The 22517-nt window shown below is 43.0% G+C and carries 15 protein-coding genes and 1 pseudogene; 6 read left to right on the forward strand and 10 right to left on the reverse strand.

The annotated features are described in order from the left end of the window. Nucleotides 1-153: 153 nt before the first annotated feature. From ACED42_RS14275 to ACED42_RS14305, 7 genes and pseudogenes are all read right to left on the reverse strand, one after another. Nucleotides 154-240: pseudogene (locus ACED42_RS14275) on the reverse strand (prepilin-type N-terminal cleavage/methylation domain-containing protein); the annotation flags it as partial. An 18-nt stretch (nt 241-258) separates the two neighbouring features. Next, complete coding sequence (locus ACED42_RS14280) at nt 259-828, reverse strand: outer membrane protein (RefSeq protein ID WP_017084001.1); 570 nt, start codon at nt 826-828, stop codon at nt 259-261. A gap of 396 nt (nt 829-1224) precedes the next feature. Next, on the reverse strand, nt 1225-1725 hold the full coding sequence (locus ACED42_RS14285) for a YfbU family protein (RefSeq protein WP_009846313.1): 501 nt from the start codon (nt 1723-1725) through the stop codon (nt 1225-1227). Nucleotides 1726-1946: 221 nt separating this feature from the next. Beyond that, nucleotides 1947-2687 carry a pyruvate formate lyase 1-activating protein gene (pflA, locus tag ACED42_RS14290; RefSeq protein WP_009846312.1) on the reverse strand — a complete coding sequence of 247 codons (741 nt, stop codon included), beginning with the start codon at nt 2685-2687 and terminating at the stop codon, nt 1947-1949. 163 nt (nt 2688-2850) lie between these two features. After that, the gene (locus tag ACED42_RS14295) at nt 2851-3852 is read right to left on the reverse strand and encodes a lipid A deacylase LpxR family protein (RefSeq protein ID WP_371703019.1); all 1002 of its coding nucleotides are present in this window, start codon (nt 3850-3852) and stop codon (nt 2851-2853) included. 200 nt (nt 3853-4052) lie between these two features. Next, entirely contained in the window at nt 4053-6329 is a 2277-nt protein-coding gene (gene pflB / locus ACED42_RS14300; RefSeq protein ID WP_012603590.1) for a formate C-acetyltransferase, read from the reverse strand. A 307-nt stretch (nt 6330-6636) separates the two neighbouring features. Then, nucleotides 6637-8178: a DUF3360 family protein gene (locus ACED42_RS14305; protein WP_009846317.1), complete on the reverse strand. Its 1542-nt coding sequence runs from the start codon at nt 8176-8178 to the stop codon at nt 6637-6639. 791 nt (nt 8179-8969) lie between these two features. Here ACED42_RS14305 and ACED42_RS14310 point away from each other — a divergent pair. The 5 genes from ACED42_RS14310 to ACED42_RS14330 all read left to right on the forward strand — a co-directional run bounded on the left by ACED42_RS14310 (nt 8970) and on the right by ACED42_RS14330 (nt 15070). After that, nucleotides 8970-9740 (forward strand): ABC transporter ATP-binding protein, encoded by a 771-nt coding sequence (locus ACED42_RS14310; protein WP_004736532.1) that lies wholly within the window; start codon nt 8970-8972, stop codon nt 9738-9740. A gap of 124 nt (nt 9741-9864) precedes the next feature. Continuing rightward, the gene (locus tag ACED42_RS14315; RefSeq protein ID WP_102248930.1) at nt 9865-10635 is read left to right on the forward strand and encodes an ABC transporter substrate-binding protein; all 771 of its coding nucleotides are present in this window, start codon (nt 9865-9867) and stop codon (nt 10633-10635) included. A gap of 79 nt (nt 10636-10714) precedes the next feature. Further along, a complete protein-coding gene (locus tag ACED42_RS14320; RefSeq protein ID WP_012603591.1) occupies nt 10715-11455 on the forward strand; it encodes an ABC transporter permease in 741 nt (246 codons plus the stop codon). Between the two features lie 2 nt (nt 11456-11457). Beyond that, nucleotides 11458-12135, forward strand: a complete 678-nt coding sequence (locus ACED42_RS14325) for an ABC transporter permease (protein WP_017097697.1) — start codon at nt 11458-11460, stop codon at nt 12133-12135. Between the two features lie 199 nt (nt 12136-12334). Further along, on the forward strand, nt 12335-15070 hold the full coding sequence (locus ACED42_RS14330) for an ImpA family metalloprotease (RefSeq protein ID WP_371703022.1): 2736 nt from the start codon (nt 12335-12337) through the stop codon (nt 15068-15070). 90 nt (nt 15071-15160) lie between these two features. On the opposite strand, the gene xthA is transcribed toward ACED42_RS14330, so the two are convergent. The 3 genes from xthA to emrD form a co-directional block, all read right to left on the reverse strand. After that, complete coding sequence (gene xthA, locus ACED42_RS14335) at nt 15161-15967, reverse strand: exodeoxyribonuclease III (protein WP_371703024.1); 807 nt, start codon at nt 15965-15967, stop codon at nt 15161-15163. 169 nt (nt 15968-16136) lie between these two features. Continuing rightward, nucleotides 16137-18227 (reverse strand): S9 family peptidase, encoded by a 2091-nt coding sequence (locus tag ACED42_RS14340; RefSeq protein ID WP_371703037.1) that lies wholly within the window; start codon nt 18225-18227, stop codon nt 16137-16139. A gap of 330 nt (nt 18228-18557) precedes the next feature. Then, a complete protein-coding gene (emrD, locus tag ACED42_RS14345; protein ID WP_009846325.1) occupies nt 18558-19763 on the reverse strand; it encodes a multidrug efflux MFS transporter EmrD in 1206 nt (401 codons plus the stop codon). A gap of 513 nt (nt 19764-20276) precedes the next feature. On the opposite strand from emrD, the gene ACED42_RS14350 reads away from it, so the two are divergent. Then, nucleotides 20277-22394: a methyl-accepting chemotaxis protein gene (locus ACED42_RS14350; RefSeq protein WP_017097702.1), complete on the forward strand. Its 2118-nt coding sequence runs from the start codon at nt 20277-20279 to the stop codon at nt 22392-22394. Nucleotides 22395-22517 lie beyond the last annotated feature (123 nt).

Consider the following 22517-nt stretch of genomic DNA (forward strand, 5'->3'; position numbering starts at 1 on the left):
GGGTTACTCATGATGAGTAACCCTTTTTATTTATGCGAAGTACCGACCGATTATTACAGTAATCAAATCAAATCAAATCAAATCAAGGAAAGGCATGGCTAGATTTAGCACCCATCAATGATTTCCCTATAAATCAAAGTACTACCGAACTCTTCACCCAGTGGTTTGAAAACTTGGGGCAGCGGTTAACACTAAGATACCAAGAATAGCAATAACGATGATCAGCTCAATTAGTGTAAAACTTTTCTACTTCATACCTTAGAAAGTGAAACCGGCCTGTAGACCTAGAGTGCCGTCACTGCCTAGGTTTAGACCACCTGAGCTGAAGTCATACCAATCAAAACCAACACGTGCCATAAACTTCGAGTTACCAAACATTGGTTGCGCTGACTTAAATTCAGCACCGATGCCGTAAGTTGCACCCCATTCGCTATTTGAATGCTTGTTATACACTGAGCCATCTTTATCAGTAGTCGTTAATTTAGAATTGAGGTTAGAGTATGCAAGACCAACTTTACCGTAGATAGCAAAAGACTCATCGAAGCTATATTTATACATTGGAGCCAAAGACATTTTGAAGTGTTTCAAATTGCCTTTGTACTTAGTTAGCTTGCCGTTTACGTCTGAAGTTACATCGCTGTTATCTGAATCGATGTAATTCATGGTTGATTCTAGATAAAAGTTTGTATCAAGAACTTGTGAACCAACAGTGAATTGTGCGCCTGTGTCGTCTTCGTTGATTCCAACGCCACCAAGTACGTACATTTCGTTAGCTGCGAAAGCTGAAGTAGACATGATAGCTAGTGATGCAAGGATGAATTTTCTCATTTTGTTTATCGCTCTGGTTAATAAATTTCGGGGAGCATTCTAGCTATCTTATTTAAAATAAAAAACACCGTTCAAAACAGATCGGTGGTTTTTAATTTGTATTAAATGTTTCGAAGTGGAGTTAATAAAGATGAATGACTTAATTGGTTATAAATTCTAGGTTTGTGTTCGTTGGTTAATGGGCGATATCAGAGAAATTAATTGAAAATGGTTCAATGTTTAATATCTTATCTTCATGATTAATTACGTTTTCTGTATATAAAGCTCACGTCATATCCATATCGCTTTATCATTCCCGGTTTCTGTTTGTATGCGAACATTAAAAAAGGGTTACTCATGATGAGTAACCCTTTTTCTTGAAATTTTTTTAAAAGTTATCGCTGATCTATTAACGTATTAAGCGCTAAAGATTTGAGATAGCTCTGTCGCACATAGGTGGTACTGACGAGGGCAGTTGCGCCATGTTGTTAGCATGCGACGGTACTTTTCTAACATTGGCATTTGACTATTGAAGTGGTGATCTGCTTTGTCAAATTGAGGGTAAAGTCCTTCAGAGTCAACAAGGAAACGCACGTAATGTACGATTTGTGCTTCAGAAGCGATATCGAAACCTAGGAATTGTAGACGACGTTGGTCGACTTCCGCACGCTCTTGATCTGCAAGCATTTTATTCGACTCTTGCATCGCATGGTACATCTCCATAATGTCGATAATTTCGCGACATTCTGCTTCAGTTAAACAACCAAATTCTTTGTTAAGCTCACGCATTTGGAGTTCGTAACCACGTTCTACAATCGTTTGTAGACGCTGGTATTTAGCTGAGTTCTCAGGATCCATTTGAGACATTAGGTAGTATTGATTTGATAGAATTAGACGCTGAGCATTGGTCATTTCCATGGGAGGAACCTCACTAAAAAACTAAATGTTATATTATTTTGTTGCAGTAAGAGTAACAGCATTCCTAAGAGTGGAAACATGATCTCAACACGGATTTAATATGATTTTTTGAATTGATAAACAAAAGTTGTAAAGAAAAGTGAAAGGATTGTTTTAACCAAAAAAGAAAACGCCCCAATCGAAATTGAGGCGTTTGAAATCACTATTAACGTAAGTCTAAATTAGTATTTTACGTTTGAATGGTATTGACTGAGGATAGCAACAATCTCGTCCATTTTTTCTTTGCTTGGCGGATTTGTACCTTCAAGAGGGTAGTCGTGACCCAATGCTTCCCACTTATGAGCACCTAGCTTGTGGTATGGAAGCAGTTCTACTTTTTCGATGTTATCCATGTCCTTAATGAATTCACCCAGAAGATGCGCATCTTCTGGCGTATCTGTGTAACCAGGAACAATCACATAACGAATCCACGTCTTCTTACCTATTTTGTGTAGGTAGCGTGCAAAATCCAGAGTACGTCGGTTTGATACACCAATGAAATCGTGGTGAATTTCATCTCGCATATGTTTAAGATCCAGCATTACCAGATCAGAGGCTTCTAGTACTTCATCGACCACTTCAGTGTGTTTACGAATATAGCCATTAGTATCAAGACAAGTGTGGATGCCTTCAGCTTGAGCCGCGCGGAAAAAATCACGAACAAACTCAGGTTGTAGCATCGCTTCGCCACCTGAACAGGTGATACCACCGCCAGAGGCTTTCATGAAATGACGGTATGATTTTGCTTCGTTAATGATCTCTTCGACCGTTACTTCCTTTCCGTCATGAAGATCCCATGTATCGCGATTATGGCAGTACATACAACGCATTAAGCAGCCTTGAAGAAACACAATAAAGCGGATACCAGGGCCATCGACAGTACCACAAGATTCGAATGAGTGAATGCGACCAGTTGTAGACATGAGCTATTCTCGTATAGGAATTTATACCGTTTATTTTATTACAAAAACGGTACATAAAATAGGGTCAAATGGTAACTAGGTCTTTAAAAATAAAGGCAATCACCTGTGAAGATGATTGCCTTTATTTAACTTGAAAAGCAGGCGGTGAAAGCCTTTTCTATGGCTAGAAGAAAGCAAACATAGTGATGCCACCAGTACCGTACACTGACTTTGTTGCTTCTTGGTAATCGGGTGTTTTTGCGGTAAGTGCGAAAGATGCACCAACGTATTGGTTATACCAAGCAACACCAAGTATCGCTGTCGCTTGAATGTTCTCTAAAGTGACATCGTAGATCGCAGGATCTTGGTCATTTTTCTTTGCATAATCATTAACACCGGAACGATCCCCTTCGACAGTCAGGTCATTAAATCGGTAACGCCCTTCAAGACCTGCGTAAGTAAACCAACCTGTATTTGAAGCACCTATCATGCCTGCTTTGAATGGGTTTTCTGTGCTGATGTTCGCTGCGCCAAAGTTGCCGCCCAAGTCAGTACCCCAACGGAACATAAATCCAGTAGAAATGTCGCTTCTAAAATTACCAACGTTGATCTCTGATACGTTAGATATCTCGAAGTCAGTATTCGCTAATGCTTGATTACGCATTAGGTTGAAATGACTTAAGTAACCAAGGCTACCTGCGTACTCATCATCAACTTGATACTTCCAACCCATAGGTTCGTCTGATTTAGTGATTGAGTGAACCAGTTTTTGAGCGTCTTCGGAAAGTGCGCGCTCGCCTGTAGTACCAAACGTGATGTTAAAACGCTGGGCTTGTTGTGGGTTCAAGCTGATGTAGTTGAATTCTGTATGTAGGTAACCTGCGTATGGACGATCATTGGTTGATGGCTTTTCTAATTCAATGTCAGAAGGCGTGTACATCTTGTGACCAATGGTGATTTCCCATTTATCTAAAGAGCTTGCGCCCCAATAGGAAAGGCTTAATGGTTTTACCCAAGCGTATGGCGTAATACTTGACGATGTGTAACCCAGAAATAAACCGTTGGTATAGTCTTGGTCGACACCAAAGATACCATCGTTGTCTAACGCAAAAGTTAACGTAGAGCGTTCAGATGCCAGTGATGAACAAGAGAGGAGAATCAGTGGTAAATAACGAAGGTATTTCATGTAGCGGTTACTCTAAAATGATGAACAGAAATAGTACCGTAGTTTGAGTGGATTTGTAGAAAAAAAGTGAATGCGAGTGTGCTTTTTGTGGCCAATCTAATCTTTCTTAGGGGAGGGTTATTGATGAGATTTAGGGTAGATATAAAAAAGCCCCGCACATTGGCGAGGCTAATAGTTTTTACTGTCTATTGAGCGTGAGCTTATAGAGACTCAGTAAATGTACGTGCGATTACGTCAGCTTGCTGCTCTGTAGTCAGAGAGTTAAAGCGTACAGCGTAACCAGAAACACGAATCGTTAGCTGAGGGTATTTCTCAGGGTGCTTAACTGCGTCTTCTAGAGTTTCACGGTTAAGAACGTTCACGTTAAGGTGTTGACCACCTTCAATGCCAGCTTCGTGGTGGAAGTAACCATCCATTAGGCCTGCAAGGTTAGCACGTTGGCTATCTTCTTCTTTACCTAGCGCGTTTGGCACGATAGAGAAAGTGTAAGAGATACCATCTTGAGCATCAGCAAACGGTAGTTTACCTACAGACGTTAGTGAAGCTACAGCGCCTTTCTCATCACGACCGTGCATTGGGTTTGCACCAGGAGCGAAAGGAGCACCAGCACGACGACCGTCTGGAGTGTTACCTGTTTTCTTACCGTATACCACGTTAGACGTGATAGTAAGAACTGACTGTGTAGGGATTGAATCACGGTAAGTCTTAAGCTTACGGATCTTGTTCATGAACGTAGAAACTAGTTCACAAGCAATGTCATCTACACGAGAGTCGTTGTTACCGTATTTAGGGTAATCGCCTTCGATTTCGAAGTCAGTTGCAATGCCATCTTCGTCGCGGATTGGTTTAACAGTCGCGAATTTGATTGCAGACAGTGAGTCAGCAGCAACAGACAGACCAGCGATACCACAAGCCATAGTACGACGAACGTCACGGTCATGAAGAGCCATTAGAGACGCTTCGTAGCTGTACTTGTCGTGCATGAAGTGGATGCTGTTAAGCGCAGTCACGTATTGCTTAGCTAACCAATCCATGAATGTGTCTAGGCGACCCATTACGTCATCGTAGTTAAGTACTTCGTCAGTGATCTTGTCGCCAACTGGGCCAACTTGCATTTTAAGCTTCTCATCAACGCCGCCGTTGATTGCGTAAAGCATAGTTTTTGCAAGGTTAGCACGAGCGCCGAAGAACTGCATTTGCTTACCAACGATCATTGGTGATACACAACAAGCGATTGCGTAATCATCAGAACCAAGGTCAGGACGCATTAGGTCATCATTTTCGTACTGGATAGAAGAAGTATCGATAGATACCTTCGCACAGAAACGCTTGAAGCCGTCAGGTAGTTGCTCAGACCAAAGAACTGTGATGTTTGGCTCTGGAGAAGGACCCATAGTGTATAGAGAGTTAAGGAAACGGAAGTTCGAACGCGTTACTAGCGTACGACCATCAACACCCATACCACCCATAGATTCTGTAGCCCAGATTGGGTCGCCAGAGAATAGCTCATCGTACTCAGGAGTACGTAGGAAACGAACCATACGCAGCTTCATTACGAAGTGGTCGATCATCTCTTGTGCTTGGTCTTCTGTGATTTTGCCAGCAGCGATATCACGCTCGATGTAGATGTCTAGGAAAGTCGAAGTACGACCTAGAGACATTGCAGCACCGTTTTGAGATTTAACTGCAGCTAGGTAGCCGAAGTAAGTCCACTGAATAGCTTCTTGAGCAGTTTGAGCTGGCTCAGAGATATCGAAACCGTATTTCTCAGCCATTTGCTTGATTTGACCTAGAGCACGATGTTGCTCAGAGATCTCTTCACGCAATTGCATTGTAGCAGCAAGATCTTCGCCGTTCTCGAAACGCTCTTGTAGAGAAGCGAATTGAGCAGCTTTGTCTTTCATTAGGAAGTTGATACCGTAAAGTGCAACACGACGGTAGTCACCAATGATACGACCACGGCCGTAAGCATCAGGAAGACCAGTCAGAACACCAGACTTACGACATTTTAGGATATCAGGAGTGTAGATATCGAAAACGCCAGCATTGTGTGTTTTGCGGTATTCTGAGTAGATTTTTGAAACCATTGGGTCAAGAGTTTCACCGTATGCTTTACAAGAACCTTCAACCATACGTACACCACCGTTAGGGATGATTGCACGTTTTAGTGGCTTCTCAGTTTGTAGACCAACGATAGTCTCAAGATCTTTCTCAATGTAACCTGCATCGTGAGCAGTAATGGTAGAGATAACAGAAGTATCGAAATCTACAGGTGCTTTAGTTGCGTTTTCCTGTTTGATACCTTCCATTACCGAAGACCAAAGCTTGTTAGTTGCTTCAGTACCCTCAGAAACTAGGAAAGACTCGTCGCCTTCATATGGCGTGTAGTTCTTTTGAATGAAATCACGAACGTTTACTTCGCTTTGCCACTCACCTGCAGCAAAATCTTCCCAAGCTTTAGCAAATTGCTCTGCCATGACATACCTACCTTTTTAGTAGAAAAAATACGTACATTAACACTGTTGAGCCAGCGCCCCTCGTAAGGGTAGTACACTCTTATTAATAACAATATATATGAGCATATGAGCGTCATATGGTTATATATATTGTCACTACCTTTTATATGTTGTCTTTACTCTATGTATTCAAGACTACGCTAAAAAATTTCTGTAAACCTTAAACTAAATCAATAAATGCCAAAAAAAGTTGAAAAAATTTGAGTGGCAGGGGTTGCCACCCAAACTTTTTTTTAATCCCAATACTACTTTTGTGTAGTAATGAGCATTATAGCCAAGCTTTTAGGCCATATTGACTTTCTAGCATACCAACTGCAAGCATTGCTACTAAACAGATAACTAAAACGCCAACTGGGATTACAATCTTATCTACAAATGATAGACGCTTCGCACGCTCTTTATCACCAATTAGACCGTTGTTATCAAGAAGCATAGTCAGAGCCCATGCTAATACAGGGTTAACAACCGCTGAACCGAAGATACAGATACCAGCTGCTTGAGAATCCTTTGAATCCTTAACCATTTGCATACCCGCTTCAAGTAGAGGTAGAGACACACCTACAAGTAGCGCAACACGCATCACTGGTGGCCATACTGCAACGTCCATTGGGAAACCAAGAATCGCAACAATAATACATAGAGAACCAAGCAAGATTGCGCCGCCAGGAATTGGACGTTTCGCGATTGCTGCTGGGATCATGTAAGTACCCCAAGAAGAAGTGATGTTACCACCACCAACCGCAGTACCCACCATTTGACGAACTGAACACATAGTCATTGTGTCATCAACGTCCATCAGAACTTTTTCAGACTTTTTAGGGTAGTTCAGTTCTTGGAAGATACGGTGACCTAGGAAATCTGGCGACCACATTGCTACGGCAAGAATTGCGAATGGTAGAGAAGCGATGAAGTGTTCAACGTTTGGTAAGCCAAGCATCCAACCTTCAGAAGTCGAACCCCACCAGTAAACTGGGTTTAGGTTTGGGATACCCATTTCAGTTTCGAATACGATATCGAAACCAGCGCCCAATGCTAATGCAATAGCAAGGCCTGTGAATGCACAAACTGGGATAGCTAACCAACGCTTGTTCACTTTTGCTAAGAAAGCATAGATAGCAATAGTAATAGCAAGAACGATTAAACCAACGTAACCCATGCTGCCCGCTTCAACAGTAGAAGATTGAAGACCAACCGCCCATGCTTGAATCGAGTTAATTTGGCTCATGGTACCCGTTAGGCCTAAGAAAATGAGCAAGCCACCAGCGGTACCTTCCGAAGTCAGGTTAACCAGCTTGGAGCCGCCTTTTAGGAAACTTAGGATTAGACCGAAGACACCGATAAGGATAGCCAATGCAAGAGGGTGAGCACCAGCGAGAGCGATGGTACCAATAAGAGGAATCATTGGGCCGTGGTTACCGGCAAGGTTTGCTTTAGGGTTGAAGAAACCAGAAGCAAGGATACAGAACAGCAGTGCAGGAATCAGCATTTCTACACGAGCAACTTCAATCGCGAAGTCTTTACCTAGGTTTACGTGATCCCAAGCTTGAGTTAGGCCATCAGCCCAAGACATCATTACTGCAGAGTACATCGCGATGATACCGATGGTACCAGCAAGTGCAGGAACAAGATCTTCAAGTTCAAAACGGAAATCACGGCCTGGAAGGTTTAGGCCAAAACGACGAGGCTTCATGATTTGAAGTTCGTGATCTAAGTAATCTGAGCGGCTCTCAAATTCAGAAGCAGGGCGGTGTAGCTCTTTATAGCTTTTCTCTTCTACTTCAGAGTTCGCATTATTCACAACGTCTGACATAGATTCCTCATATTTTTATGTTAGTAATTCTAAAATTGAATTATAAAATTTCGCGTAATTGCGTTATTTCTTAGTTATAACTTATTAATATTATGTTGCACGGTTTTGATGTGCTTTATGCAGCTAAGTTAAAAGAAATGTTTGGCATTTTTAATGCCTTATTCTTTGCTGCTGAGTCTAACAAGCTTACCCTTTAGGGTGATTGATCTTGATCACTTTATGAGTTTATGTGAAAGAAAGCTACAAAACGAAGCGATTCATTAACGTACCGTTGATGAATTGTGTAATTAGTTTTCACAAATTGACGTTAGCTATCTTCTTCATGTCTTGCTCTACATAGCATCAGCCGGATACCTCTTACTTACTGAGTGGTTTCACTATTAGTAACTGGTCTCTTAGTTGCCTATGAAGTTTTAACCACTCAACGACCTTCAAATAACGTTCTCGTATAGTGAGTTTGGTGTACTACTGCGGGTGTTAGATTTTGTCGGAAGCGCCGTTTTTAAGTTCACAAAACGTGTTTTTCTTGTGAGGCATCAAGCTACGAGAATCTCATTTTGATTAACTTTATTTAAACAATGACAGAGTCGCAATTACAGCTCGTTGATACATTTCATTCAGTAAATTGAGACTAAAACGCTATTCATTGCATAATAAGTCAGAGTTAATAGCTATTTATTCTCAATTATTAGGTTAATAATTTGTTGCATGTTGTTTCGTGTGGTGCTAGTTTGTATCGCATGAAAAGGTCGGAGTACCTTGCATTTTCACAAACTTGGGAGAGAAAGCGCATGAAAGATGTACCAGCGCTGGACATAAAGGATTTACACAAAACGTTTGGTCAAAATGAAGTTTTAAAGGGAATTTCACTTTCTGCGCATAAAGGCGATGTAGTATCGATTATCGGTTCTTCAGGATCGGGTAAAAGTACTTTCCTTAGATGTATCAACCTTTTAGAGACACCTACCGCTGGCGAGATTTGGGTTAATGGCGAATTAATTCAAATGAAAAACAACCGCCAAGGTGTTTCTGTTCCTGCCAATGAAAAACAAGTACAGCGAATCCGTTCTCGTCTGGCGATGGTTTTTCAGGGTTTCAACCTGTGGTCTCATCTGACCGTTCTCGAAAATGTTATCGAAGCGCCTGTTCACGTCTTAGGTGTACCTAAAGCACAAGCGATTGAAAATGCTGAGCTGCTACTGAAGAAAGTAGGGCTATATGAACGCAAAGATTACTACCCGGGTCATTTATCTGGCGGACAGCAACAGCGTGCTGCGATTGCAAGAGCGTTAGCGGTTGATCCTGAAGTAATGCTATTTGATGAACCAACATCGGCACTTGATCCTGAGTTAGTAGGGGAAGTACTTGGTGTAATGCGCGATCTAGCAGAAGAAGGAAGAACCATGCTTGTGGTAACACATGAAATGGCTTTTGCTCGTGACGTATCAAATCATGTGATGTTCTTACATCAAGGCTTGGTGGAAGAACAGGGCGATCCAGCTAAACTGTTTACTGAGCCTGAATCTGAGCGATTACAACAATTTATCTCATCGATTTACTAATCAGAATTGAAATGCTGTTGCTAAGGTAAATGGCGACAGTGTTAACAATGAAATACAACAAGTAACAACAAACACAATATTAAAATTAGCAAAACATAAAAACCTAAATCACAGGAGTAGGGATATGAAAAAGTGGTTATTAGTCGCGGCACTTGCTGCAACTGCTGCAACGGGCGTAGCTCAAGCAAAAGAATGGAAAACAGTACGTTTCGGTATTGAAGGTGCTTACCCTCCATTTAGCTGGACAGAAGCTGACGGTTCGTTGAAAGGCTTCGATGTCGATATGGCTAACGCGCTTTGTACTGAAATGCAGGTGAAGTGTAAGATCGTTGCACAAGATTGGGATGGTATTATTCCTTCTCTGCTTGCTCGTAAATATGATGCGATCATTGCGGCAATGTCTATCACGGAAGAGCGCAAGAAAAAGATCGATTTCACAGGTAAATACGCACTTATCCCGAACAAGTTCATCGCTAAAAAAGGTGCAGACCTTAACTTTGATGATCTAAGTGGTCAAAAAATTGCCGTTCAACGTGCAACAACTCACGACAAGTACCTAACAGATAACTACGGCGACACAGTAGAAATCGTTCGTTACGGTTCATTTGACGAAGCTTACCTTGATCTAGCTAACGGTCGTGTTGCTGCTGTACTGGGTGATGCATCTGCTCTAGAAGAAGGTGTACTAAACAAAGCGGGTGGTGAAGACTACGAGTTTGTTGGTCCATCACTCACTGATCCTAAGTGGTTCGGTGAAGGTTTTGGTATTGCTCTACGTAAGCAAGACAAAGATCTGACTAAGCAATTGGATGCCGCAATCCTTTCACTACGTGAAAAAGGCATCTACCAAGATATCGCTGCTAAATACTTCAACTACGACGTATACGGTAAGTAATCTCTAGCGTCACTTCTTAAGGGAGAGGATCACCTCTCCCTGTCTTACCAACTTTTTCGCAGTTCTGTTGGAATTCATTATGTTTGATTTACAAGGATATGAAGCGTCGATCCTGAAAGGGGCGGTGCTTACAATCGAAGTTGCCTTACTGTCGCTAATTTTAGCTATGGTTCTTGGTATGCTAGGTGCCTTAGCTAAACTCGCGCCTTATCGCTGGGCTCGTGCAATTGCAACCCTCTACACAACCGTTATTCGAGGTATACCCGATCTCGTATTGATGATGCTGATTTTCTTTGGTGGACAAATCCTTTTAAACAACAGTTTGTATTCCATCAATGAGTGGCTCAATGAGTGGTTCACATCAAGTGACCCTAACCACGAATGGACCGCTTACCTACCTGATTATATTGATGTCAGCCCATTCATTGCTGGCGTCTTAACCATTGGATTCATCTTCGGCGCGTACATGGCAGAAACCTTCCGTGGTGCGATAATGGCTGTCGACAGCGGTGAGATGGAAGCGGCAAAGGCCTATGGCATGGGCCCTGTCTTAGCATTCCGTCGTATTCTATTACCGCAAATGATTCGTCACGCATTGCCGGGGTTTGGTAATAACTGGTTGGTTTTACTAAAAACTACCGCGCTGGTTTCTATTATTGGCCTTGAAGACATGGTACGTGTTAGCGCTCTGGCGGCGGGTTCAACCAAAATGCCATTTACCTTCTATATGACGGTGGCAATCATCTTCTTATTCTTCACCAGTGTTTCGACGGGCTTACTTAAGTTGGTTGAACGTAAATTCAGTATCCACGCGAGGTAGTTATGGACTTTTCATTGATAATTGAAAGCCTGCCGATTTACCTTGGTGGTTTGTGGACAACGGCTTGGATGGTTTGTGTCGCTTTGATTGTTGGCTTATTCGTAGCCATACCATTAGCTATCGCTCGCAATAGTCCAAATATGCTGATTAACGCTCCGGCTTGGTCGTTCATTTATTTCTTCCGTGGTACGCCGTTATTGGTGCAGTTGTACCTGATTTACTACGGTATGGACCAATTCTTCCCAGTAAAAGATACACTATGGGAAAACGCGTGGTTCTGTGCTTTAGTTGCGTTTATTCTGAACACATCAGCATATACTGCAGAGATCATTCGTGGTGCTATTAATGGCTTACCGAAAGGTGAGGTTGAAGCCGCGAAAGCGTACGGCATGAGCACACCAAAGACTTACCGCCGCATCATTTTGCCAAGTGCTCTACGTCGTGCATTACCGGCTTACAGTAACGAAGTTATCTTTATGCTTCATGGTTCAGCGGTAGCAGGTATCGTAACCATTATGGATCTAACTGGTGCTGCACGTTTGGTCAACTCTCGTTACTACGCTCCATTCGAGTCTTTCCTAACTGCAGGTCTATTCTACATGGCGCTAACGTTTATCATCATTGCGATTTTCAAATTCGCAGAGAAGCGTTTCCTTGCTTACCTAAGACCGTTAAGTTAACTCTACGATACAGATTTTCTTAGATAAACGGCGCTCTTGTAGCGCCGTTTTTAATTTCAATTCAATTGTTCGGGTTCTAATAAGTTTAAGTGGTATTTGTTAAATTCACTCCATAAATTACGAACCCATTAGTCGAATCAATTGACTTCATTAAACCCATAGATACACTTGCTCCAATTTTTTTGAGTGTCGTATAACAATGAAAAAAAACATCTTATCTTTGTGTCTAATTTTTCCGTCGTCTCTACTACTTTCTGCATGTGGTGGTTCTAGTGATTCCGCTCAACCTCCGAGTAAAACGGCGGTACAAAAAGCGCTTGAATCCGGAGATGCATCCCTTGTATCTAATGCCAATGAGTTTATTGACGCCAGCCAAACGCTCGTTGCCCAATACAAATCTGATTACAGTCAAATTAAACAGTCTCTGTCTAAAAATTCAGACGGCACGCCGCTGCGCAATCTTCATTGGGATCCAACACACGATGCCGCGATAATCTTACCAACTTACGGCTTCAACGATGTCATCCTGCAAACCAATAAAGCGATGCAGAGTGGATATACTGACCAAGAGCTTGCGATTGGTATTGCAGGTTATACATCGAGCGGTAGTCGTTACGCTGCGTTAGCAAGTAACCCATTTCGAACTAAGCAACGTTCAACGGATTCAGTCAACGCAGAAATGGAAGTGTGGTTGAAAAACTTGGTGGGTTGGGCATCAGGCACAAGTTCACCTAAGAATGTTGTCTTGGCTCAGATGGATCAGTCTTATTATTTTCCTGATGACAAAGCAACGCGAAACTGGCTAACGAGCAACATCAATCCTTCGATGGTTATCAATGATGATAACGCCTGTGACGGCAGCAAATTAAGCCAATGTATTGAAACGAACAACCCTGATTTATTGATTTTGTCTCAAAAGTTAAATGATGGTGACGAAATTAACGATGTAATGACGGGGTTACGTTTGGCGTTCAACAGAAAGATTCCCGTGCTGTACTTGCATCTTGATGGCGGTATGACGGACTTAGGCAACGCACTATTTGCAGAAATGCATATGACGTATGTTGGTGATAACTATTGGCGCAGGCTAGGGCTGTCAAATTGGGATTCAACGCAACTGATTGATCGCATGCCAGATAATATCGTCAAACAGCAAGCACTTTTACAGCGCCTGAAACTCGATAGTTTCACTGTTGACTTAAATTTATGTGATGACAAATCTTGCCCAGATGAGTCCAACATGGATGAAGAGTTCTATAAGGCAGCGAACAGTATTCGTTCACACCTAACGACGCTTGATAGCAAAAAAATTGATCTCTTTGCATCCAAGAACTACGAATATGAAAAGCTGTTACTGCTACTTGCTGATCGCTACCGACAAGACGTTAAGTACCCAATGGGTAAAGACGTAACAGATAGAATCGACTTTCTTCGATCGTATTACAGTGATTACGCGACATACAACACTCGACAACATAATGCAGCACAGCCGAGTTTAGGGAACTTCAGCACCAAGAACTTTAAGAATGTCCCTCTCATCAGCAAGAATATTACTTTAGAGTCAAAGAGAAATTTCCGTGCGGCGGGTGTATACGCCTTACCGGGTAAGACGATCAAAGTGACGCGATTAGATAATAACAAAGTGGCAACGTCGATTGCCCTTAACACACTACGTAGTGGTGCGACTCATGAGTTTTCGGGTAAAGACGGCTATGCAAGGCCGAAGTTTTTGACTTCGGTAACTTACCCCGTAAAACATGGAGAAACGATATACCTGACCTCTGCCTATGGCGGGACATTACAAGTTCATTTTGATACCAACGATATCGATGTAGAGCTCCGTTTTGAAAATGTTGCCCAACACCCTGTTTGGCGAAGTAAAGCGGACAACGATAGCTTTGTCGCGCAGCTTGAAGAAGGAAAGTTTGATTGGGCTGAGTTGGTGACTCCCGGATTTGAAGTTCACTCTAAGCTAGACAAGATGAAAGAGTCTATTGGAGCTTCTGATTGGGCACAGCCGCATGATATGGCTCTCGCCACTGAGCGTTACGTACACAACCTTCCTCATGCACTTGCAGGTTTCAAAGGGCCAGGAATTGATGAAATTGCTGAAATTCATCAATACGGAGAGGCAAAGGGTTGGGAAATTGCGAACATTGATATTGTGAAGCACATGAATGCCGATCAAGCGACTTGTGGTTACGGTTGTTCAGGAAACCCTTACGATGCTTATTGGTCTTTTCATCCTCTAGGGCATGGTGATTTGCACGAGCTTGGTCATGGACTGGAAAGAGGACGTTTTAGATTCGCTGGATGGGAAGGCCACTCAACAACCAACTATTATTCGTATTTTAGTAAATCAAAGTATTACAAAGACACGACAAAGGTATCGTCTTGCCAAAGCCTAGACTTTAAAGGGCAGTATCAACTTTTACAGCAGAGCCGAACTCAACCAGATCCAAACGCTTTTATGGCGGCTCAAAATCAAACGGGTTGGAGTTGGGGGGCTCGTATGTTCATTCAAATGATGATGTTGACTGAGCAGCAAGGTGTATTGAATTCAGGTTGGCATTTACTAGGGCGCTTACACTTGATTGAACGCGAGTTTAATCGCTTGAAAGCCAGTGATACTCTTTGGAACAACGGTAAAGGCTCGATTGGTTTTTCAGATTACACCAAACAGGAAGCCGAAGGCATCACCAACAATGACTGGTTACTTATCGCATTAAGCTACGTTGCAGAAAGGGATATGACACAATACTTAGATATGTGGGGATTCAGTTTCAGTGATAAAGCGAAGCAACAAGTCACTGCTCTTAGTCTAAGTAACATGCCTTTGACATATTTTGCATCATCTAATCAAGGCTATTGCTTAGATGAATTTGCTAAGACGCCGTTAGATGTTGACGGCACGACCGCTTGGCCGCTTAATTAGGTATATGGCAGATAGAGTCACGAAGAAAAAAGAGAGGAGATATTAACTCCTCTCTTTTTTATATGGCTAAGTTTTGTTACCTAAAAGTAACTACTTAAACGTCGACCAAATCGGCGCGTGGTCTGACGGTTTTTCAATGCCGCGTAGCTCGTAGTCGATGCCCGCTTCAGTACATTTATCAGCAAGCTTCTGAGTCGCAAGTACCACATCAATGCGCAGGCCGCGGTTGTCCACGAAGCCTTTTGAGCGGTAATCAAACCATGAGTATTGATCGTTCACTTCAGGGTGTAGTAAACGGAAGCTATCCACAAAGCCCCAATCCATCAGTGTTTTTAACCATTCGCGCTCTTCTGGTTGGAAAGAACATTTACCGGTTTTCAACCAACGTTTCGCATTAGGTTCACCAATACCGATATCAATATCGGTAGGGCTGATATTAATGTCGCCCATTACGATCACTTGTTCATCTTTGTTGTGGTAATCGTTCAGGTACGTCATTAAGTCCTTGTAGAACTGGCGCTTGTACGGGTATTTGGTTTCATGCTTAATGTTGTCCCCTTGAGGGAAGTAACCATTTAGCACAGTGACCTTTTCTCCGTTGTCATCTCCAAACGTCGCCATGATCATACGCTTTTGATGATCTTCATTGTCTGTAGGAAAGCCTTTCTGTACCGAAATGGGCTCTTGCTTACACAGCATAGCCACACCGTAGTGCGCCTTTTGACCGTGGAAGTAAACCTTGTAACCCATAGCTTCAACATCGGCTAGTGGGAAGGCTTCATCGTGCACTTTGATCTCTTGTAGACCAATCACATCAGGTTGGTGCTTATCGATAATAGCCTGAAGCTGATGAAGACGGGCTCTAAGGCCATTGATGTTGAAGCTAATTACTTTCATTTGTTTTTATACCTCTCGTAAACCCTTGTGATTGCTTGCTTTTCAAGGGCTTGCTGATTTGGTGGGTTTCATGATTAATCGTATTTAAGCATGCTTAATAATTTCTGTCGCCATTTTGTCGCCCCTAAATGGCGACAAAATGGTGTGAAGACTCACTTTTGCGCAGAATCTACTGAGTCTTTAGCAAGTCTAAAAAGAACGCGTATTCAAGTGCGTCTTCTCTTAGTCGCTTAAATCGACCAGAAGCGCCACCGTGACCGGCTTCCATATCGGTTTTGAACAGCAGCACGTTGTTGTCTGTTTTCATCTCACGCAGCTTCGCCACCCACTTCATGGGTTCAAAGTATTGTACTTGTGAGTCATGCAAGCCTGTTGTTACCAACATGTTCGGGTAGCTTTGAGCCTTCACATTGTCATATGGTGAGTAACCTAGCATGTAATCGTAATAGGTCTTATCGTTCGGGTTGCCCCATTCGTCATACTCGTTGGTGGTGAGAGGAATCGATTCGTCAAGCATGGTTGTGACAACGTCTACAAACGGAACATGTGCTCCGATGCCACGGTACAGTTCTGGTGCTTGGTTGATGATTGCGCCCATCAATAGACCGCCAGCAGAACCACCAACGGCGAACACTTTATCTTGTGCGCCGTAGCCTTCTTCAACCAGCCCTTTGGTTACATCGATAAAGTCGTTGAACGTGTTTTGCTTGGTTAGCTTTTTGCCGTCCTCATACCAAGGGCGCCCAAGCATCTCTGAACCTCGAATATGTGCGATCGCATAAACGAATCCGCGATCTAGTAAGCTGAGACGAGCCGAGCCAAAGGTTGGTTCGATCGTGTGGCCGTAAGAGCCATAGCCGTATTGGTAGATTGGGTTAGTGCCGTCCTTCTTGAATAAGTCTTTGCGATAAACCAGAGAGACAGGTACTTGCTTACCATCGCGAGCCGTTACCATAATTCGCTCTGATTGGTAGTTATCCGCTTCGAAATCACCCAATACAGGTGTTTGTTTCATGACTTCGGATTCTCCTGAACTTAGGTCGAAATCATAGTAAGTACCTGGCGTGGTTAAGCTGCTGTAATAGACGCGAACTTTTGAGTTATCTAATTCATAGTTACTGGTTAGGTAAGCAGCAAAAGCAGTGTCGTTAAATTCAAGTGGGAACTCTTTCCCTGTTGAAAGTTGACGAACTTTCACTGTAGACAAGCCATTCGCACGTTGCTCGTAAACCAGATGGTCATCAAACAGCTCGAAGTCAACAAGCTGAGTATTCTCGTCAGCAGGAATGACATCGACCCACTTAGAGCGGTCATGTATCTCTTCAGCAGTGACTTTCATTAAACGGAAGTTGACCGCTTGGTAGTTGGTGTAGATGTAGTACCAATCACCTAGCTTAGCGATGCTGTACTCGATACCCGTTTCTCGTGGGTAGAAAGCTTCAGCTTTAGCGTTTGGGTTGTTGGCATCTATGACTGAAACACCGCTGGTTTCTGTACTCGAGTGCCAAATGTAGACCTGTTCACCATCTTTGCTTTTACTTAAAGAGGTGTAATAAGCGCTATCGGCTTCTTCGTAGATTAGCTCATCGCTTGTTTGAGGTGTGCCTAACACATGGCGGTAAACTTGATAACCAAGTAATGTTTGTGGATCTTTTTTGATGTAGTAAAAGGCTTGGTTGTCGTTTTGCCATGCAATAGTGCTCGAAGCACCTTCAATTTCATCTTTTAGGTATTCACCTGTCGTGAGGTCTTTAATCTTGATGGTGTAAATACGGCGGCTCAGCGTGTCTTCGCCATAGGCCAACAAGTTTTCGCTTGGGCTGATCGTTAAGCCACCTATGCTGAAAAATTCATGGTTTTTTGCTAGTTCGTTAACATCTAAGATGACTTGCTTGTCTGTACCTAAAAAGTCATTTTCACGCAAGTGAACTGGGTATTCGTTGTCACCTGTGACTTCATTCGAGTAGTAGTAGCTGCCTTTGCGAACTGGAACCGAATGGTCGTCTTTTGCGATTCGGCCTTTGATCTCTTCAAATAACTGTTCTTGTGATGCTTCAGTGTGTTTCAGCACGGCCTCTGCGTACTGGTTTTCTTGCTCAAGATGCTGCAAGATCTCTGGGTCTTGGCGCTCATCATCACGCATCCAGTAATAATCATCGATTCGGGTATCACCATGAATCGTCATTGCATGAGGGACTTTCTTAGCTACGGGAGCTTGGGTTTGATGTGCGATGAGTTGCGATGGAGAGTTGTGGTCCATGGTTGTTATTCCTTGATTGCTGCATCCGGCGACAAGTGCGGCCGATACGGCTAATGTGGTTAAAGCGAAACGCATCTGTATATCCTATTGTGTACCTTACTCGTTTTAATGCCAGCATCCTTTAGTGGTTAGTTTTCTTCCAGTGATGTTATTTATAATTGGATTCTGGATTGGTACTTTCAGCGTAAGTGTCTGTTATTGTTTTCAATAAATCAAAGTAATGTTTAATGGAATCGATGGTAGATGTGAGCTGGGGGAAACGTGCAATGAAAAAGGGACACACTTTTCAGTCTGTCCCTCTTCGTTGTTTGAGCTGAGGTAGAGTTTACTTTAGATAGCCAATGGCATTTCGTTTGAATGGTCAGGTTTACGATTAACCCAACGTAAACCAAGCATGGCGATGAATGACATTGCAATCATCAAGCAACCGAGCGGAAGTTGGTCTTGAGCTGGGAAGAACGAGGCCAGTAGTGTTGCGATGCCAGCACCTAGATTTTGCATACCACCCAAAATTGCACCTCCAGTACCTGCGTGGTACGGGAATGGCGAAAGCGCCCCTGTTGTTGCCGCCGGGAATAAGATACCAGCGCCCAAAAAGTAAATCGTAGCACCACCGATCAAAGTTAATGCTGTTGTTTGACTAAATAGACCTGGTATCAACACCACGGTAGACCCTACCAAGATAGCAACTAGTCCAACATTCAGAGCGCGGCGCTCACTGCTACGTTGTGCGATGTAACTGGATAGGCCAGCACCGACTAAGTAACCTGGAATGGGTAATACAAACAACAAGCTTACTGTGGTTGCTGGCAAGCCAAGTACTCCGCCAAGTAATACACCTGCCGCAGCTTCAAATACCGCTACACCTGCAAATGTTGCGACCAATACCAATAAGAAACCTTGGAAACGTTTGTCAGATAGAACGAACTTGTAGCTGTTGGCAACCGATTCATGTTTGCGTCGTTCTTTTGGCAGAGTTTCCATCATGCTCGTCATCATGGTGATCACCACTGCGATACCAAACAGCGCCAGGAACAAGTAGCTAGAACGCCAACCGAAAGCTTCTGTTAAGTACCCACCTAATACAGGAGCCATCAATGGTGAGAAAATCACACACATGCTAATTAAGCTGTTTGCGCGGTGCAGTTCTGCGCCTTCAAAACAGTCGCGAGTCAATGTACGAGACATCGCACCACCACAACCGATGCCCAAACCTTGTATAAAGCTACCTGCTAAAAACCATTCATATTCGTGAGCAAACAATGCCACCAAAGTACCGATGATGTAGATGATCAAACCGACGACGATGATTGGTTTGCGACCTAGGCGATCAGAAAGTGGACCGTATGCAAATTGCGACAGACCATAAGGGATCAGGTAGCACGCCATCACAGCTTGAAGCGAAGATGCTGAAACCAAGAACTCACCCGCCATATGACCGATAGAAGGCACGTACATCGTTTGAGTCATTTGACCCACGGCAGTCAGGATAGCGATTAAAAAGGTAAGTTTCGCTAATGGAAACGTGGCGGACATTTGCGTATCTCTCCAAAAATTAGGACGTAAAAAGCCTTGGCGTTCCATTAAGGAGAGCCAAATAAGTAAAGTAACCTGGGAATCTAGGCGCGAGATATTAGAGATTGAGCGTCTACTTAGCAACCAAAAAGTGTGAAGTTGATCAAGATAAAATTCTATAGCTTGGATTATAAAAACTAATCCGAATTTATTGAGGTTATAAAATAAAAAGGAGTCATAGGCTTCCTTGAAATGTTGCAACTGCTCTGAAGCAATTTGCGTTATTCATGACCGGAAGCTTAGGCACAAAGAAGCCTAAGTCTGACAAGCTGAAAGCTCTTGAAATCAAAGCAATAACAGACAAAATACACGATTTATTAACATTTCTATAAACTTTCGTTTTATATGCACGTAATTTGTGCTGTAATTATCCGCTAAGCTATTCGTCTAACTCATTCACATTGTGCATAGCAGTTTGTTACTAATGTGATGGTTACGGTTATGGAAGTCTTTTGGCTTAAATAAGGATATTAAATGCGCTCTCTATCAGTACAGTGGAAAATAACCCTCTTAGCAGGTTGTTGTTTAATCATTACGTCACTGTCTCTCATTGGTTTCTCGATCTACAACGCGACGAGCAATCAACAGGTCATAAAATCTCAAAGCTCAGAATCAGTGATTAACAAAACTCAACAGTTGTTGGCATCCGTTTCTCAACTTAATGCTCAGGAAACTCAACGTTATGTCGATGAAGCTATTTATCGAGCAGAAATGTTGGCTTCTAGTGCTCAGTTTCTAAAGAACAACGCAGACGAAAACTTTACCCCAAGTGAAGAGCTTCGTACTGCGTTAGATGAAATGGTTCGTCGTTCCGTTTTGAACTTTGATTCTATTCAAGGGGCTTACCTAGTCTTCAAGCCCGATTTACTTGATGCTGAAGATGCGAATTATGTCGATGCGGATTATGTCGGCTCGAATGAAAGAGGGCGTTTTGCTCCTTATTGGAAGGTCGCAGATAATGGTGAGAATGTTCTTCCAAACGTGTTATCAGAATCAACATTGAGTGATAACAGCAATAGCGAACGCTTTTTCTGTCCTTTGTCATCTGGACAAACGTGTATTAGTACGCCAAGAGTTGTGAGTAGCGGTGGTCAAGAACTGCTTACGTCTTCGATTTCGGTGCCTATCATCGTTGATGATGTGGCGATTGGTTTCTTGGGCATCGACTTAAGGCTCGATGGTTTAACCAATGTTGTCACTCAATCGGATCAAAGCTTGTTTGAAGGTGCAGGCGCGGTTTACGTCGTTAGCTTAGACGGTTCCGTTATCGCTTCTGATGATCAAAGTATTGCGGTTGGTTCGAGTTTTCAAAGCAACAATACAAGTAGCGATCTAATGACGGACTTTATCTTTGGTGGCGAAGTCACGACTCAATGGAGTGAGAATGGTGAGTGGTTACTCGCATTTGCACCTGTTGTTGCCGCCAACCAAACTTGGGGTGTGCTGTTTGAGATTCCAAGAGAGAGTGTGGTTGCTGACGCGAATCAATTGGATGCCATTATTAGTACTAAGCTAAGTGAAGGTATTAAGACTGAAGTGATTGCGGGTATTAGCTTTATTCTTTTCGGTCTAGCGATCATTGCTTTTGCTTCACTGTCCATTGTTAAGCCTATTCGACAGGTGGTTGAGAGACTGAACGATATTGCTTCTGGTGAAGGTGATTTAACGCAACGCTTGGAAGTGAAATCTCAAGACGAAATTGGTCAGTTGTCACAAGGGTTTAACCTGTTCTTAGACAAGCTTCAACACACGATTAAAGAGGTGATTCAGACCACTGAGCAAGTGGCGAGCACGACAAGCCAAGCGAAGGCCTCGGCATCAAGTACTCGTGAAAGTAGTGAGTCTCAGTTTAAAGAAGTGGATCTTGTGGCGACCGCAGCAGAAGAGATGACTCAGACTTCGGGCTTAGTGGTACAAAATGCTGAAATAGCCGTTGATGCCGCTTGTGAAGCGAATCGTTCTGCTCAGCAAGGCCAACAGGTTATCGAACTTTCTGCCGGTGAAATGAGAAAGCTGGTGGATCGTATGTCGAGCGCCGTGCCTATTGTTGAAGAGTTGGCTAAAAATAACGGTAACATCACTGAGATCTTAAGTGTGATTGAAGGAATCTCTGAGCAAACCAACTTACTGGCATTGAATGCCGCGATTGAAGCGGCTCGTGCAGGCGAACAAGGTCGAGGTTTTGCTGTCGTTGCTGATGAAGTAAGAAACCTTGCGAGCCGAACGCAGTCATCGGTTGGTGAAATCAGAGCTGTGATCGACAAGGTCCACGCGGGCACACAAGATGTCGTTGAAGCGATACAAGAAGGTAATATTCTCGCTAACGACACGGCATTACATGTTCAAAAAGCGGTCGAAGATCTGGGTTCGATCTTTACTTCTATAGAAGCGATCAGTGATATGAACAACCAGATCGTGAGAGCGGCAGAAGAGCAACAATCGGTTTCCGGTGAAGTGAACCAAAGTGTCGTTAATATCCGTGATTTGAGTGCGAAGATCTTGGATCAAGCCGCAGCTTCTGAACAAGTGGGTAGCGAAATTGACCAACTGTCCCAACAGCAGCAGAAATTGGTTAATCAGTTCAAGGTTTAGTCTAGTTGTTCACTGTATAGCTTTTAAGCTTAGTTAACAATTGAATAGAAAAAGGGACAAATGAAGATTTCATTTGTCCCTTTTATTTTTCTTGGGCTCTAATGCTCTAGGGCTTGGCGATAT

Source organism: Vibrio sp. FF145 (assembly GCF_041439075.1).
Classification (GTDB): Bacteria; Pseudomonadota; Gammaproteobacteria; order Enterobacterales; family Vibrionaceae; genus Vibrio; species Vibrio tasmaniensis_A.